Origin of the sequence: Nocardia sp. NPDC058244 (assembly GCF_042882065.1) — a bacterium.
Lineage (GTDB): Bacteria > Actinomycetota > Actinomycetes > Mycobacteriales > Mycobacteriaceae > Nocardia.
In genome coordinates, this window is record NZ_JBHVWX010000007.1 from 107,407 (window position 1) to 122,208 (window position 14,802).

19 protein-coding genes are annotated in these 14,802 nt (G+C 68.0%); 10 read left to right on the forward strand and 9 right to left on the reverse strand.

Going from position 1 to position 14,802, the window contains the following annotated elements; translation table 11 throughout:
* Positions 1 to 59 precede the first annotated feature (59 nt).
* Entirely contained in the window at positions 60 to 2,096 is a 2,037-nt protein-coding gene (locus ACFVW6_RS22710; protein ID WP_378829551.1) for a M13 family metallopeptidase, read from the reverse strand.
* A gap of 100 nt (positions 2,097 to 2,196) precedes the next feature.
* A complete protein-coding gene (locus ACFVW6_RS22715; protein ID WP_355271284.1) occupies positions 2,197 to 2,643 on the reverse strand; it encodes a hypothetical protein in 447 nt (148 codons plus the stop codon).
* A gap of 303 nt (positions 2,644 to 2,946) precedes the next feature.
* On the opposite strand from ACFVW6_RS22715, the gene rplN reads away from it, so the two are divergent.
* The 4 genes from rplN to ACFVW6_RS22735 are packed head-to-tail and all read left to right on the forward strand — an operon-like array spanning position 2,947 to position 4,390.
* On the forward strand, positions 2,947 to 3,315 hold the full coding sequence (gene rplN / locus ACFVW6_RS22720; protein WP_043647623.1) for a 50S ribosomal protein L14: 369 nt from the start codon (positions 2,947 to 2,949) through the stop codon (positions 3,313 to 3,315).
* Between the two features lie 2 nt (positions 3,316 to 3,317).
* On the forward strand, positions 3,318 to 3,635 hold the full coding sequence (rplX, locus tag ACFVW6_RS22725) for a 50S ribosomal protein L24 (protein WP_019045061.1): 318 nt from the start codon (positions 3,318 to 3,320) through the stop codon (positions 3,633 to 3,635).
* Position 3,636: 1 nt separating this feature from the next.
* Positions 3,637 to 4,200 carry a 50S ribosomal protein L5 gene (gene rplE / locus ACFVW6_RS22730; protein WP_019045062.1) on the forward strand — a complete coding sequence of 188 codons (564 nt, stop codon included), beginning with the start codon at positions 3,637 to 3,639 and terminating at the stop codon, positions 4,198 to 4,200.
* A 4-nt stretch (positions 4,201 to 4,204) separates the two neighbouring features.
* Complete coding sequence (locus tag ACFVW6_RS22735; protein ID WP_014981705.1) at positions 4,205 to 4,390, forward strand: type Z 30S ribosomal protein S14; 186 nt, start codon at positions 4,205 to 4,207, stop codon at positions 4,388 to 4,390.
* A gap of 91 nt (positions 4,391 to 4,481) precedes the next feature.
* On the opposite strand, the gene ACFVW6_RS22740 is transcribed toward ACFVW6_RS22735, so the two are convergent.
* From ACFVW6_RS22740 to ACFVW6_RS22755, 4 genes are all read right to left on the reverse strand, one after another.
* Positions 4,482 to 4,883 carry a PIN domain nuclease gene (locus ACFVW6_RS22740; RefSeq protein ID WP_378829554.1) on the reverse strand — a complete coding sequence of 134 codons (402 nt, stop codon included), beginning with the start codon at positions 4,881 to 4,883 and terminating at the stop codon, positions 4,482 to 4,484.
* Positions 4,880 to 5,104 carry a type II toxin-antitoxin system VapB family antitoxin gene (locus tag ACFVW6_RS22745; protein ID WP_378829557.1) on the reverse strand — a complete coding sequence of 75 codons (225 nt, stop codon included), beginning with the start codon at positions 5,102 to 5,104 and terminating at the stop codon, positions 4,880 to 4,882. Before ACFVW6_RS22745 ends, ACFVW6_RS22740 begins: the two co-directional genes overlap by 4 nt.
* A 198-nt stretch (positions 5,105 to 5,302) precedes the next feature.
* Positions 5,303 to 5,773 carry a hypothetical protein gene (locus ACFVW6_RS22750; RefSeq protein ID WP_378829559.1) on the reverse strand — a complete coding sequence of 157 codons (471 nt, stop codon included), beginning with the start codon at positions 5,771 to 5,773 and terminating at the stop codon, positions 5,303 to 5,305.
* Positions 5,774 to 5,931: 158 nt separating this feature from the next.
* A complete protein-coding gene (locus tag ACFVW6_RS22755; protein ID WP_378829561.1) occupies positions 5,932 to 6,369 on the reverse strand; it encodes a hypothetical protein in 438 nt (145 codons plus the stop codon).
* Between the two features lie 144 nt (positions 6,370 to 6,513).
* On the opposite strand from ACFVW6_RS22755, the gene ACFVW6_RS22760 reads away from it, so the two are divergent.
* Positions 6,514 to 6,768, forward strand: a complete 255-nt coding sequence (locus ACFVW6_RS22760) for a hypothetical protein (RefSeq protein WP_355271287.1) — start codon at positions 6,514 to 6,516, stop codon at positions 6,766 to 6,768.
* On the opposite strand, the gene ACFVW6_RS22765 is transcribed toward ACFVW6_RS22760, so the two are convergent.
* The gene (locus ACFVW6_RS22765; RefSeq protein ID WP_378829565.1) at positions 6,769 to 8,304 is read right to left on the reverse strand and encodes a protein kinase; all 1,536 of its coding nucleotides are present in this window, start codon (positions 8,302 to 8,304) and stop codon (positions 6,769 to 6,771) included.
* Entirely contained in the window at positions 8,301 to 10,133 is a 1,833-nt protein-coding gene (locus tag ACFVW6_RS22770; RefSeq protein ID WP_378829568.1) for a sensor histidine kinase, read from the reverse strand. Before ACFVW6_RS22770 ends, ACFVW6_RS22765 begins: the two co-directional genes overlap by 4 nt.
* 182 nt (positions 10,134 to 10,315) lie before the next feature.
* On the opposite strand from ACFVW6_RS22770, the gene ACFVW6_RS22775 reads away from it, so the two are divergent.
* Complete coding sequence (locus ACFVW6_RS22775; RefSeq protein WP_378829571.1) at positions 10,316 to 10,528, forward strand: hypothetical protein; 213 nt, start codon at positions 10,316 to 10,318, stop codon at positions 10,526 to 10,528.
* Positions 10,529 to 10,535: 7 nt separating this feature from the next.
* Here ACFVW6_RS22775 and ACFVW6_RS22780 read toward each other — a convergent pair whose 3' ends face one another.
* On the reverse strand, positions 10,536 to 12,110 hold the full coding sequence (locus ACFVW6_RS22780) for an alpha/beta hydrolase (RefSeq protein ID WP_378829573.1): 1,575 nt from the start codon (positions 12,108 to 12,110) through the stop codon (positions 10,536 to 10,538).
* Between the two features lie 397 nt (positions 12,111 to 12,507).
* On the opposite strand from ACFVW6_RS22780, the gene ACFVW6_RS22785 reads away from it, so the two are divergent.
* The 4 genes from ACFVW6_RS22785 to rplR all read left to right on the forward strand — a co-directional run bounded on the left by ACFVW6_RS22785 (position 12,508) and on the right by rplR (position 14,774).
* A complete protein-coding gene (locus ACFVW6_RS22785; protein WP_378830077.1) occupies positions 12,508 to 13,176 on the forward strand; it encodes a YoaK family protein in 669 nt (222 codons plus the stop codon).
* A 234-nt stretch (positions 13,177 to 13,410) separates the two neighbouring features.
* Positions 13,411 to 13,809, forward strand: a complete 399-nt coding sequence (gene rpsH, locus ACFVW6_RS22790; protein ID WP_014981717.1) for a 30S ribosomal protein S8 — start codon at positions 13,411 to 13,413, stop codon at positions 13,807 to 13,809.
* Positions 13,810 to 13,824: 15 nt separating this feature from the next.
* Complete coding sequence (gene rplF, locus ACFVW6_RS22795) at positions 13,825 to 14,364, forward strand: 50S ribosomal protein L6 (RefSeq protein ID WP_019045067.1); 540 nt, start codon at positions 13,825 to 13,827, stop codon at positions 14,362 to 14,364.
* A gap of 2 nt (positions 14,365 to 14,366) precedes the next feature.
* Positions 14,367 to 14,774: a 50S ribosomal protein L18 gene (gene rplR / locus ACFVW6_RS22800; RefSeq protein WP_218719431.1), complete on the forward strand. Its 408-nt coding sequence runs from the start codon at positions 14,367 to 14,369 to the stop codon at positions 14,772 to 14,774.
* Positions 14,775 to 14,802: the final 28 nt, after the last annotated feature.

Consider the following 14,802-nt stretch of genomic DNA (forward strand, 5'->3'; position numbering starts at 1 on the left):
CGGTTCCAGCGTAGGTCAGCCTAGGCTAACCTACGTCGGTTTCGGAGGGGGAATCGTCCCTAGAGTGTCACCCGCTGATCCTGCGGCATGAACAGTTTGTCGCCGTCCTTCACCTCGAAGGTGGTGTAGAACTCGCCGATATTGCGGACGACCTGATTGCAGCGGAACTCGTTGGGCGAGTGGGTGTCCTGCAGCGACTGCAGGGTCGCCTCCTCGGTCTGCTTGTCGCGCCACTGCCGTGCCCAGGAGAAGAACATGGTGCGGAAATCGGGCTGCGCGCCGGTGCGCTGGGCGACCTTCTGATACGCCGCCAGCGCGATCTGCAGGCCGCGCAGGTCGGCCAGGTTCTCGCCGACGGTGAGGGCGCCGTTGACGTGCTGTCCTTCGGGCGCGCCCTCGGGGACCAGGACGTCGTACTGCTCGATGAGCTGCTGGGTCTTGGCGTCGAAGGCGGCGCGATCCTCCGGGGTCCACCAGTCGCGGCGATTGCCGTCGCCGTCGTACTTGGAACCCTGGTCGTCGAAGCCGTGCCCGATCTCGTGGCCGATCGTCGAGCCGACGGCGCCGTAGTTGACCGCGTCCTGGGCGTCCTTGTCGAAGAACGGCGGCTGCAGGTAGGCGGCGGGGAAGACGATCTGGTTGGTGGTCGGGCTGTAGTAGGCGTTCACCGTCTGCGGCGACATGCTCCACTCCGACTTGTCCACCTCGGTGCCGAGCCGGGCGAACGCGCGCTTGGACTCGAACGCGTTGATGGCGATGAGGGACTCGATCAGCTTGCCGCGGGTCACCCGCACCGAGGAGTAGTCGACCCACTTGTCGGGGTAGCCGATCTGGGCGACGATCTTGTCCAGCTTGGCGATCGAGGCCTCGCGGGTGGGCTGCGACATCCACGTCGAGTTGGTGAAGTTGTCGCGGTAGGCGGCGCGCAGGTCGTCGACCATCACCATGGCGCGTTCCTTGGCCGCGGGCGGGAAGTGCTTGTCCACGTACAGCTTGCCCAGCGGTTCGCCGAGATTGTCGTCGACGACGCCCACCGCGGAGCGCCACATCTCCGGCTTCTCCTCCAGGCCGCTGAGCACCCGGCCGACGAAGTCGAAGCGCGCGTCGGCGATCGCCTTGGGCAGGAAGCGCGCGTAGGTGTTGGCGATCTGCAGCTTCAGGTAGTCGCGCCACTGGGCGACGTCGACCTCGCTCCACAGCTGCGCCGCCGCGGTGACGAACGACGGCTGGCCGACGACCATCTTGTCGAACAGCGACTTGGGCCGGTCGGTCATGCCCGCCAGCCACGGATCCCAGTCGAACTGCGGGCCGAGCGCGGTCAGCTCCTGCCAGCTCATCAGGTTGTAGGTGGCGTCGGTGTTGCGCAGGCGCACGCTGTCCCAGTGGTTGGCGGCGATCCGCTTCTCCAGGTCGACCGTGCGCTGCGCGACCCCGGCCGGGTCGGCCATGCCCAGGCCCTTGGCCAGCTGTTCGAGGTAGGTCTGGTAGCCCGCCAGCTGCGCGGCGAACTCGGGCTTGCGGTAGTACTGCTCGCCCAGGGTGAGCCCCGCCTGGCTGACGCTGGGGATGTAGGCCTTGGAGTTCTTGCGGTCGATGCCGATGCCCATCCCGATCAGCCCGGAGATCGGCGCCTCGGCCATGATCCTGGCCAGCTCGGGCTTGCCCGCGGCCTGGTCGAGCGCGGTGAACAGGCCGTTGAGCGGGGTGATGCCGAGGCGCTCGATCTCGTCGAGGTCGAGGCGGGCGTCGTAGAGGTCCTTGATCTGCTGGGCCTCGGTCCCCGGCTTCGGGTTCTCGATGCCCTCGATGATCTCGCGCAGCTGGGCGAGGGTGCGGTCGTTGGCGTCGGTGATCGCGCCGACCGAGGCCTTGTCCGGCGGCAGCTGGTAGTCGCGCAGCCAGGCGCCGTTGACGTGGCGGTACAGGTCGTCCTGCGGGCGGATCGCCGGATCGCCGCCGCCCATGTCCACGCCGGTGAGCTGCACTTCGGGGGAATCCGACGTGCAGGAGGCCAGCGCGGCGGCCACGGGCACCAGGCCCATGGCGATCAGGAATGCGCGCCGATCCACGACCGACGGACGACCGGACGATGTCACTGGTTTTCCTTCCCCGATGCGGCAGCCGCACCCCTGCTCGTTGCGATCCGCCCAGGCTACCGGCGGCCGGGCCGATCGGGGGAGGTAGCGGTGGTGCGGGCTAGTCCGAGGAGAGGCCGGCGCTGCCGGTGGCCAGGTCGCAGGCCAGGCCGCTGCCCGCGTTCAGGATCTTCGCGACGGTGGGCACCCGCTTGGTGACCAGCGGCGCGCCGGTGGCGTGCAGCAGCAGCGAGAGCTGCACCTCGACCTCGGTCTCCACGTGGTAGTAGGCGGTAGCCTTGGCCACGGTGGCGCCACCGACGGTCACCTCCAGGTCGACGGTGTCGCTGGCGAAGAACTTGCCGTTGGCGACGAAGTCCACCTGCGCGCCGACGTAGTCGTCGAGGCCGACGACATCGATCTTGGAGGTGCAGCCGACGGTGAGGGTGTCGGTGAGCATGTCGATGATCGGGCCCGCGGCGGCGTGCGGCGTGGCCAGCGCGAGCACGGCGGCGAAGGCGCTCGCGGTGGTCGCGATCCGGCGGGTGGTCGGCAGGGTGATGTGCATGTGCGACTCCTCATCCGCTCGTACCTCGACGAGCAGGGCGACCGTAGCAACGGCGTGACCGCGCCCACAGGAGTTTGAAACATATCTGCTTCAGATTCGTGGGAGCGACCCCCGATTTGGGTCGACCTGGGGATTCACCTACACTAGACCGGTTGCCTGCGGGAGCTCTGCGCCCGCAATCCGGCAGTGAACCCCCAGTGGTAGGTATTTCCGCTGGCAGGCGCGCGTCCGGAGGGCGACTGACCATGTGCGTCGGGTCGGCAATCCGGCGTACGTATACATCCAGGTCCAGGAGGTGCTGAAGTGATTCAGCAGGAGTCGCGACTGCGCGTCGCCGACAACACCGGGGCGAAGGAAATCCTTTGCATCCGCGTGCTCGGTGGCTCGTCGCGTCGCTATGCCGGTATCGGTGACATCATCGTCGCCACCGTCAAGGACGCCATCCCCGGCGCGAACGTCAAGAAGGGCGACGTCGTCAAGGCCGTCGTCGTGCGCACCGTCAAGGAGCGCCGCCGTCCGGACGGTTCCTACATCAAGTTCGACGAGAACGCTGCCGTGCTGATCAAGCCGGACAACGATCCTCGCGGCACCCGCATCTTCGGCCCGGTCGGCCGTGAGCTGCGCGACAAGCGCTTCATGAAGATCGTTTCGCTGGCCCCGGAGGTGCTCTGACCATGAAGGTGCACAAGGGTGACACCGTCCTCGTCATCTCGGGCAAGGACAAGGGCGCCAAGGGCAAGGTCATCCAGGCCTACCCGGCGACCGGCAAGGTTCTCGTCGAAGGCGTGAACCGCATCAAGAAGCACGTCGCGGATTCCGCGAACCAGCGTGGCGCGTCCTCGGGTGGCATCGTGACCCAGGAAGCCCCCATCCAGGTTTCCAACGTGATGGTCGTCGACTCCGACGGTAACCCGACCCGCGTCGGCTACCGCACCGACGAAGAGACCGGCAAGCGGGTTCGGATCTCCCGTAAGAACGGGAAGGACATCTGACATGACCACCTCTGAGCAGACTCAGCCCCGGCTGAAGGCGCGCTACCGCGCCGAGATCAAGGACGCGCTGAACAGCGAGTTCGAGTACGCCAACGTGATGCAGATCCCGGGCGTCGTCAAGGTCGTCGTGAACATGGGTGTCGGTGACGCCGCCCGTGACGCGAAGCTGATCAACGGTGCCATCAAGGACCTCGAGCTGATCACCGGTCAGAAGCCGGAGGTCCGCAAGGCCACCAAGTCGATCGCGCAGTTCAAGCTCCGTGAGGGCATGCCGATCGGCGCCAAGGTCACCCTCCGTGGCGACCGCATGTGGGAGTTCCTGGATCGCCTGGTCTCCATCGCGCTGCCGCGTATCCGCGACTTCCGCGGTCTGTCGCCGAAGCAGTTCGACGGCAACGGCAACTACACGTTCGGCCTCAGCGAGCAGTCGATGTTCCACGAGATCGACGTGGATTCCATCGACCGCCCGCGCGGTATGGACATCACCGTGGTGACCACTGCGACCAACAACGAAGAAGGCCGTGCGCTGCTCAAGCACCTCGGCTTCCCGTTCAAGGAGAACTGAGCACATGGCCAAGAAAGCACTGGTCAACAAGGCCAACGCCAAGCCGAAGTTCGCGGTCCGCGCCTACACCCGCTGCCAGCGTTGCGGCCGCCCCCACGCGGTGTACCGCAAGTTCGGCCTGTGCCGCGTGTGCCTGCGCGAGATGGCCCACCGTGGCGAGCTCCCGGGCGTGCACAAGAGCTCCTGGTGAGCCCGCGCTCCTCGTGAGCGCAGCCGCCTAGGCGAATAACGAACGAAGGCACGGACTTCCCTCGGGGAGTCCGTGCCTTCGCGCGTTCAAGTCAGTCGATTCGTTGAGTGGGCTGCCCGGTGACTCGGGCGATGGTCTCGAAGTCCGAATCCGCGTGCAGCACAGTTAATTTGTGGTGAACGGCGGTGACCGCGACCAGTAGATCGACTGGGCCCGCGCACTGATGCCAGCCGTTGTCCGCGAGCCGTTCCTGTAACTGGGCGGACTGTTCCCAGCATGAATCGGGCATCGGGAAATAGGGAAAGATGTCGTGGAGCAGACTGGCTGCCTCGTAATGGGCGGGGCGCCCACCTGCTGCGCGCAGATATTCCAGGCGAACAGGTTCGCAAATTCCCAGCAGGCCGGAGCTCGCCAACTGGTCCCATTGGGCGCCGGTCTGCCCGCGAAAGAAGCGTACGAGGGCGCTGGTGTCCGCGAGAAACCGTTCGGTCACGCCGCCGACTCACTACCTGGGTGTGTCGATTCAGCTCCGGGTAGCTCGATCTCGCCGCTGGCTACCAGGGCCCGCATCCGAGCGATCGCCTCTGCGCGGCGGCGGCGATCGATGATCTCGCGCAGTGCGGCGTTGACCGTGTCCTTCTTGGTCGTTGTTCCCAGGTACCGAGCCGCCTCGGCCAGCGCGGCGTCATCGAGGTCGACCACTGTCCGTGCCATCTGCACCTCCGGTTGATATCTATTTTTCAAAAAGTATATCTGCGCGCCGGTCGCTCGGTCGATGCTGTGATGGCAACGAACGAAGGCAGGGCCCCCTTCGGCGAGCGCGCTGGCACCGCATTACGCCCGGCGGGCGATGTGGCGCTAGAGGGCCCGAGGCGGTGGATTGTGGTGGGGTCCCCTTGCGTTGTGGTGCCCCTAGGGCACTACCCAACTGCCGAGTACGTCGCCGGAAACCTCGCCGCGCAGGACGACGGCAGTCGGCGGCGATGGCTCGGTGATGAGCGGGAAGGACGCGACCCCGGCCACGATGGTTCCGTCATAGAGGTAGCCGACGTTCGGTTCGGTTGTGGCCGGAACCGACCTGCCGTCGGCGAAGGAGAGGCTGTAGCTGATTGTTGCTGGGTCGGTCGACTGTGTTCCGCGGTGTGCGAAGCGCACCGACACGGTGCAGACTTCTCGACGGCCGTCGCAGTTCCAATCCGCGACGGTGATTTCGGTGACCGTTGTCGCGGCACCGTTGTAGTTCACGACGGGGATGGCGGCGGTTTCGCCCATCTGGTAGCTGGCGCCGGGTGCAGCGGACGCGGTCGAACCGGGAACGGCGCATGCGCCGAGGGCAACTCCGAGAATCACAGCGGCAAGCCTTCTCGCGATCCCTCCAAACATCGATGATTCCGAACTGGTAGACCAGCGTGGTACCGGTGGGCGCCACGGCTGGTCACGGCGTGATGTCAGGAATCGCTCGATTTTTCGTGCGGGATCACTCGTGGGTCACGAGGCTGTCCGTGCCGGGAGTTCGTGCCTTCGCGCGTTCGCGGCACGGGTCAGCCGGTGTGTGCCTGCCATTCCGCCCAGGCTTCGTCGAGCAGGGACGCGACGGCGTCGTAGGTTTCCCAGGTGTCGGGGACGTGGTAGGTGGTCTCGTACCGCGCGATCTCGGGGAGGAAGTCGTAGGCGCGCAGGTACTGGCGGTAGGCGGCCGCGGTGAAGGCTTGGCCGCGGGCGTTGAGGTCGCCCTCGTTCAGTTCTCCGCAGCAGTGGTCGAGTAGGTAGCGGCCGGGTGTCTTCGTGCGCTCGCGCAGCGCCGCCAGCTCCGGCTGCGGGCGGGGTTCCGGTTCGCCCCAGACGAGCACGGTCGGCGAATGCAGGTCGTTGGCGACCGCCCACGCGTAGAACATCCCGATATGGGTCGCTCCCGCCTCGCTGTCCAGGCCGAGTTCCGAGGTGGTGTCCGAGTGCCAGCCGCAGTCGTCGTAGGTCATTGATCCGTCCCCCGTGGTCGATGGATCCCCAGGATCGCAGGCCGCACCGACAATTCGGCCGGTGGGTGAGCGCGGTTACCGGAAGATGGGTGAAATATGCGGATTTCACTCTTGTGGCGCGGCGGTGTCGTGTTCTCTTGGCGCATGAAGAAGATCGCTACCGCCGCTGTCCTGTCCTGCGCGCTGCTGTCCGCGCCCGCTGTCGCCTCCGCCGCTCCCGTCGCGCCGGCGCCGGTCGCCGAGTCCGGGTCGTCGCAGGGCGGTACGGGGTCCGCGCAGGGCGGGTCGGGGTCGTCGGAGACCGCGCTGATCTGCTCGCCGATCGCGCAGTTGCTGTTCGCCACCGGCAGCGTCGAGAAGCCGCCGCTCTACGACCTGATGTGCATGATCGTCGGCTAGTCAGGTCTCGACCCGGAGGTGGGTCAGGACCGCGAGGACGCGGCGGTGGTCGTCGGGTTCGGGCTGGAGGCCGAGCTTGGCGAAGATGCTGCGGACATGGGTTTCGATCGTGCGCTCGCCCAGGAACAGCGCGGCGCCGATCGCCCGGTTGGACCGTCCTTCGGCCATCAGCCGCAGCACCTCGCGCTCGCGCGGTGAGAGTTCGTCCAGCGGCAGGGCGCCGTGGTGCGGTCGCGAGACCAGGCGGCCGACCAGGTCGGGGTCGATCGCGGAGCCGCCCGCGGCGACCCGCTCCAGCGCCGTCACGAACTCGTCGATATCGGAGACCCGGTCCTTGAGCAGGTAGCCGAGGCTGCGGGCGCCGCCGGACAGCAGATCGAGCACGTTCTCGGTCTCGATGTACTGCGAGAGCAGCAGCACCGCCGTCTCGGGATAGTCGCGGCGGATGGCAACCGCGGCGTCGATGCCCTCGGTGGTGCAGGTCGGCGGCATCCTGATGTCGACAACGGCGACATCAGGTCGGTGCGCCCGGACCAGCCGCAGCAGGGCCACCGCGTCGGCCGCCTGGCCCGCCACCTCCATGCCCTCGTCCTCGAGCAGCCGGGCGATGCCCTGGCGCAGCAGTGCGGAGTCGTCGGCGAGCACGACCCGCAGGCGCGGCTCGGCCGGGTGTTCGGTGGTGGTCTCGGCGGCCGCGGTGAGCACCGCTCCGGCCGCGGCGGCGAACTCGCCGCAGGTCGGATACCGGTCGGCCGGACTCTTCGCCATCGCCCTGGCGAGCACCGCGTCGAGGGCTTTCGGCAGGGCGGGCAGCAGGGCGCTCGGCTGCGGAATCGGTCCGTTGAGATGACCGTTCATGATGGCGGCCTGGCTCGGTCCCGGATAGGGCGGACTGCCGGTGAGCAGGTGGAACAGCGTGCAGCCCAGCGAGTATTCGTCGGCGCGGTGATCGATGGTCCTGCCCTCGATCTGTTCGGGCGCCGCGTAGCGGAGGGTGGCCACCAGCATCCCGGCGGCGGTCAGATTCACGGTGTCGTCGAGCGCCTTGGCGATGCCGAAGTCCGTCAGCAGCACCCGTTCGGCCCCGTTCGGCTCGGTGGCCGCGGCCAGCAGGATGTTCGCCGGGTTGACGTCGCGGTGGAACACCCCGGCCCGATGCGCGTAGTCGAGTCCCGCCGCGACCGTTTCGACGATGTGCACCGCCCGTTCCGGCGCGACCGGCCCGTCGCGCAGCAGCCGCGCGGCATCGGTGCCCGCCACCAGCTGCATCGCGATCCAGAGCCGATCGCCCTCGCGGCCACGGTCGTAGACCGCCACGATGGCGGGATGGTCGAGGCGGGCGGCGTGGTCGGCTTCGAATTCGAAGCGGGTGCGGACGTAGTCGTCGCCGGTCAGCGCGGGATGCAGCACTTTGAGTGCGACGGTGCGGGGCAGCGTCGGGTGCCGGGCCGCGTAGACCGTGCCCATGCCACCCGACCCGAGCGTCCGCTCGATCGTGTAGCCGGCGAAGACCGTCCCGGGTTCGAGGTCGCTCATGTCGTGTCCTCCGGGTGCAGGGGCAGCGTCGCGGTGAGGACCGTGCCCGCGCCGGGCAGGCTGTCGACCAGCAGGCTGCCGCCGAGCGCCGCCGCGCGATCATCGAGACCGCTGAGCCCGCCGCCGGGACCGAGGCAGGCGCCGCCCCGGCCGTCGTCGGCGATCACCAGCCGCACGGCGTCGTCGACGACGTCCACGTCGATATCGACATGCGTTCCGCCGGAATGCTTGGCCGCGTTGGTGACCGCCTCGGCGGCGATGAAATACGCGGCCAGCTCCACCCCGGGCGGCGGCCGCGGGGCCAGCGTGCCGTGGATGCGCACGGGGATGGGGGAGCGTTCGGCGAGCGAGGTCAGCGCGGCCGTGAGACCGCGTTCGGCCAGGATCGGCGGGAACACGCCCCTGGCCAGCTCGCGCAGTTCGCCGAGCGCGGTATCGAGCTCGGCGGCACCGCGGGTGACCAGGTCGCCTCTGGTCGCGGTGTCGGGGGCGCGCTGGGCCCGGCGCAGCAGCAGTGCCGCGGCGACCAGCCGCTGCTGGGCGCCGTCGTGCAGATCGCGTTCGACGCGGCGGCGTTCGGCGTCGCCCGCGGCCACGATGCGCTCCCTGGAGCGGCGGACCTCGGCGAGCTGGGTCTGCAGATCGTTGCGCAGGCGTTCGTGGTCGAGCGCGAGTTCGGTCGCGCCGCGCACGGCGGCCAGCAGTTCAGGTTCGTTCCGCAATTGCCGGTCGTAGACGAGGGCGGCCGCCGCGGCGCCGTCGCGTTCGAGGACGGTCGCCACCCGGTGGCCGGGGCCGCGCGGCAGTTCGCGGAGTTTTCCCTGGTCGTCGACGTAACCGCCGCGCTCGGCGTCGAAGGTCCACAGGGCGAGGGTGGGGTCGTGCAGTGCGCGGCGCAGTGCCTCGGCGAAGCCGGAACTGATCGGGGCCGCGCCGATCTCGACCATCGCGGCACCGACGGCGGCGCGCGCCATCCGGTACCGCACCTGTCCGAACGCGATGGCCATCGGCAGCAGCACCATCGGGATGTAGCGCAGATTCAGGGTCCAGCCGTGCAGCGAACCGGGGAACCGGATGGCGGTCAGCATCATCCACAGGATGGCCACGCCGGCGACCGTCGCCAGCATCATGATGGGCGCGAAGCCCGATCGGTACGCCGCGGTGCCGGATCGCCAGCGCCGGATCACGACGACGATCGCGGTCACGGCGACGACGAAGGCGATCGCGCCGACGGTGAGCTGGATCCGATCGGCCAGCGCCGCGTCGTGGCGAATCAGCAACAGATTGACCGAGGTCGACGGGTGCGGCGCGGGCACCTCCCGCGGATCGAAGAATAGCCACTCGGCCGACACCCCGATTACGGCCAGTACCCAGCACACCGCCACATACCAGCGCTCCCAGGATTGCCGCAGCCGCCCCGACGGGAAGCCGAGCAGCACCGGAATCATCACCGGCAGATAGATATTCGTCAGTACCGCTCCCGCGGTGAACAGGGCCGGGTCGCTGGATCGGCGGACACCGCAGGCCAGCCAGACCAGACCGGCGAGCACGAACAGCGGCCCGGCGAGATCGTGCGGCCGGTTCGTCCAGGTGAACAGTCCTGACGCCACGAACGACGCCCCGGTCAGCAGGAACAGCGTGAGCTCCAGCCTGCCGAACTTCGGTGAATGCTGCGCCGCCGCGAACGCCTCGCGCGGGCCGAGCAGCAAAATCCGGGCCGGGTCGTAGAGCGCCGCCTCCGACCAGTCGACCGACAGCACCACGGCGACGCTCAACGCGGCGGCGCAGGCCGTCACGCCACTGATGAGCGCGATCGTGCGAGGTGTCATCGAACAGCCTCCGACTACCCGATCTACTCAGGATCCTCCGCCGGAAACAGGGGCACAACCGCCATGCCAAGGAGGTTCGATGCGAAACCACACCGGCCGAAGGCATGGGCTCGTGCCCTCGGAGGCAATGCCCCGGCAACTCGGGGCGTGCGCACCGCCGGGGCGGACGGCACGGTAGAGCCATGAAGAAGCTTGCCGTGTCCTCCGCCCTCGCACTGTCCCTCCTCGCCCCCGCCGTCACCGCGGCCACCGCGCACGCCGAAGCGCCGGTCGCGGGGACCGGCTCGTCGAGCCTGGATGTGCTGTGCAGCCCGATCGGTGGACTGCTCGTCCTCGCGGGCAGCGCGGAGAATCCCTACGGCCCGCTGCTCAGCATGGTGTGCGTCACCCGCTGATCCGGGGTCAGCGGAAGGGGGAGCGGTCGATCCCGCAGCGGAGGTCGGCCGGGGGCAGCTGACCGGTGAACAGATAGTCGCGCTTGACATGTTCGGCGCAGGTGCTGGGCACGTACATGCTGCTGTGCCCGGCACCTTCCACCACGACCACCCGCGCGTTGGCGAGCTGCGCGGCGCCCGCGACGGCGCCACGCAGCGGCGTCGCCGGGTCGTATCTGCTGTTCAGGACCAGGATCGGCGCGGCGGTGTCGCGATTCCACGGACCGCTGTAGCGGTCGGCGTCGCGCGCGGGCCAGAAGGCGCACGGCGTGGCGTTGAAGACGGCGGTGCGGCCGAAATACGGGACCCGCAGGTCTTCGATGGCGCCGACCCGGCTGTACACGGCGGGGTCAGCCGGGACGGCGCTGTCGGCGCACTGGATCGAATAGAACGCCTCTACGCGATTGCCGGGCTGCTCCTTCGCGAAGATCGCGTCGTGTGTCACCGCCGGGAGCAGCGCGGTACCGGCGTCGAAGAGCTGCTGTAGCAGGCTCGCCAGGTCGGGGTAGGTTTCCGGGCGCGCGAGGCTGCCCGCGGCGGCCACGATCTGCCCGTAGGTCCACGCGGTGCCGTCGACGACGATGGGCGCCAGACGCGCGCGTTCGGCGAGCGCGATCCACTTGAGTTTCGGCTCGCCCGCCGCGAACGCGCAGCCAGGGCCCGCGGCCGAGCAGTCCCGCAGGAACGCGTCGAAGGTCTCGGCGACGGCATCGGCCACGCCCTGCCTGGTGTCCAGCGGGAGGTTCGCGCCGTCGCCGCCGTGCCCGTTCGCGTTGCCCTCGAAGTCCAGCGATCCGTCCAGCGCCATCGCCCGCACCCGGCCGGGGAACATGTTGGCGTAGACCGCGCCGACCTGCGTCCCGTAGGAGATGCCGTGATAGGTCAGCGCCGCGTCGCCCACCGCGCGGCGCAGCAACTCCAGGTCGCGGACGGTGTTCGCGGTCGAGGCGTGCGCCAGGATCGGGCCCGCGGACGCGCCGCAGCGGCTCGCGATATCGGCGGAGCGATCGAAGAACTCCGCCTCCTCGGCCGGGCGCTCCGGCGTGCCGGGGAACGTCGCGAAGTAGGCCTGTTGCTCGTCGTGCGAGGGAAAACAGCTGGTCGGCGCGCTGCGCGCGACCGAACGCGGGTCCCACGACACCAGATCGAAGCGGGCCCGCAGTTCCTCGGAGAACAGCCACGGCCACCGCGCCCGCTCGCGGAGCCGGTCGACACCCGACGGTCCCGGCCCGCCGAAGTTCACGAACAACGTCCCGATGCGCCGACCGGGGTCGGTCGCGGGCAGCTTGATCACCGCCAGCTCGATCTGCTCACCCCGCGGACTGTGATAGTCCAGCGGCACCTGCGCCCAGGTGCAGGAGAAGCCGTCCTCGCAGTCCGACCACTGCAGGCCGGGGGTGCTGGCGGCCTCGGCCAGCGGGTCGACGTACGGGTCGGCCGCGTGCGCGGGAGCCGGGACGGTGAGGGCGCCGAGACCGAGCAGAACAGCGAGTACGCGAGTCCAGCTACGGCGAGTTCCACGGCGCCCAGAGCGCGAATACAACTGCCGAGCCTCCTGCACAGATCGGACGAACCTCGCGAAGCTATCACATGCTTACTTGGGGAAACTAGTTGGCGGCGAACAGAATTCGCCGTACCGGTCTCGTGCGGCAGGGGTGCCCGGCTGCTCGGTGTCCGCCGCTCCGGAATATGTTTCGAATTGTTCAGTGAACGTGAGGTTAAATATCTCGCGGCCAATTCTGTGTTCTTCCCGATAATCGCGAAATCGCACTGGCCGGGTTCCGGTGCTGTCGCTACGCTCGGGATGATCGCGCGGAAATGCGGCGCGACGGGTGTCAAAGACGATCCCTGATTCCAGGACAAGTGGAGGATGTGGGATTGTGACGGCAACCACAGAGAAAACCGGGCGTGACCTGGGCCACCGGCGGCCGCTACGAGGGATGCCCGCAGGTGCGATGCCGATGGTCGCCTTTCTTTCGATATTGGCCGGATTTATCGGCGCCGCCGCCTATACGCATTCCGCCGGATATTTCGTGACATTCATGACCGGAAATACCGAGCGGGCCGTTCTCGGCTGGTTCGACAATGACGCGGTGCTGGCCACCGGCGCGATCACCCTGCTGTTCTCGTTCGGCCTCGGTGTGTTCGTCGCCTCGATGCTGCGACGGCGGGTGTGGCGCGACAGCAGGAACGGCGCGGCCGTGGTGACCACGACGGCGCTGGCCGTGGCGGCCGTCGTCGACTGGGTGCTCGACCGCACGGGAGGGCAGGAGGTGGGGTTCATTCCCATCGCCTTCGTCGCGTTCGCGGTCGGCGCGCTCAACACCGCCTTCGTCAAGGACGGCGAGACCAGCGTGCCGCTCAGCTATGCCACCGGGACGGTGGTGAAACTGAGTCAAGGCATCGAGAGCCATGTCAGCGGCGGTAGCGCCCGGGATTGGCTCGGCTACGCGACGCAGTACGGCGCCTTCGCCGTCGGCGCCTTCCTCGGCGGCATCATGAGCATGCTGGTCGGCGGCGAGATGATGCTGATCGTGGCCACCGCGGTCTCCGGCGCGGCGATCCTGCTCACAGCCAAGGCCGCGACCCGGCCCCAGATTTTGTCCTGACCACGGCATTGCCTACACTAGAGCGGTTGCCTGGGCACCTCTGTGTCCGCTGGCGCCTCGCCGACTGTAGGTGAGGCGGGCGGACGGTCCAGGCGCCGAGAGCTCGTAAAGAGAACTCATCCGGTCGGTAAGTGCCGTCCGGACCAGCCGAATTGTTGTAGGCCCACGGTCGGCGTGCGAGAGCGCGCCGATGCTGCATGGGAACCGCAGCGAGAAAGGTGTCGAGGTCTAACCATGACCATGACTGATCCGATCGCAGACTTCTTGACGCGTCTGCGCAACGCCAACTCGGCGTACCACGATCAGGTGAAGGCGCCCCACTCCAAGCTCAAGGCGAACATCGCCGAGATCTTGAAGCGCGAGGGCTACATCGCCGATTACCGCACCGAAGACGCGACCGTGGGCAAGTCCCTCGTCGTCGATCTGAAGTACGGCCCCAGCCGTGAGCGCAGCCTGCAGGGCCTGCGTCGCGTCTCGAAGCCGGGTCTGCGTGTGTACGCGAAGTCCACCAACCTGCCCAAGGTCCTCGGCGGCCTCGGCGTGGCGATCATTTCCACGTCGACCGGTCTGCTCACCGACCGTCAGGCGGCCAAGCAGGGCGTGGGCGGCGAAGTCCTCGCCTACGTCTGGTAAGGGAGGTCAGGACTAATGTCGCGTATTGGTAAGAAGCCCATCGAGATTCCGGCCGGCGTCGACGTCACCATCGACGGCCAGGTCGTCACGGTGAAGGGGCCCAAGGGCACCCTGTCGCACACCGTGGCCGAGCCGATCACCGTCACCAAGGGTGAGGGTAACGAGCTCGAGGTCGCCCGTCCCAACGACGAGCGCGCCAACCGTTCGCTGCACGGCCTTTCCCGCACCCTGATCGCCAACATGATCGAGGGTGTCACCAAGGGCTACGAGAAGAAGATGGAAATCTTCGGTGTCGGTTACCGTGTGGCCGCCAAGGGCTCGAACCTCGAGTTCGCCCTGGGCTACAGCCACCCGGTGCCGATCGAGGCCCCGGAGGGCATCACCTTCGCGGTGGAATCGCCCACCAAGTTCTCTGTGTCCGGCATCGACAAGCAGAAGGTCGGCCAGATCTCCGCTGTCATCCACGGACTGCGTAAGCCCGACCCGTACAAGGGCAAGGGCATCCGCTACGCCGGCGAGGTCGTTCGCCGCAAGGTCGGAAAGACGGGTAAGTGATCATGGCGCAAACTGCTAACCAGAAGGCCAAGCGGATTCCGCTGGGCAAGGACAACTCGACCAAGCGTCGTCTGTCCAAGACCCGCCGTCACTTCCGTCTGCGCAAGAAGGTCGTCGGCACCACCGAGCGTCCGCGCCTGGTGGTCAACCGCTCCTCGCGGCACCTGCACGCCCAGCTCGTCGACGACTCGGTCGGCAAGACCATCGCCGCCGCGTCCTCGATCGAGGCCGACGTGCGCGCGCTGGAGGGCGACAAGTCCGCCAAGGGCGCCAAGGTCGGTCAGCTGATCGCCGAGCGTGCCAAGGCTGCCGGTATCGAGTCGGTCGTGTTCGACCGTGGTGGTCACGACTACCACGGCCGCATCGCGGCGCTGGCCGATGCCGCTCGTGAAGGCGGGTTGAAGTTCTGATGACTGTTATTTCGAACGGAAGGAACGT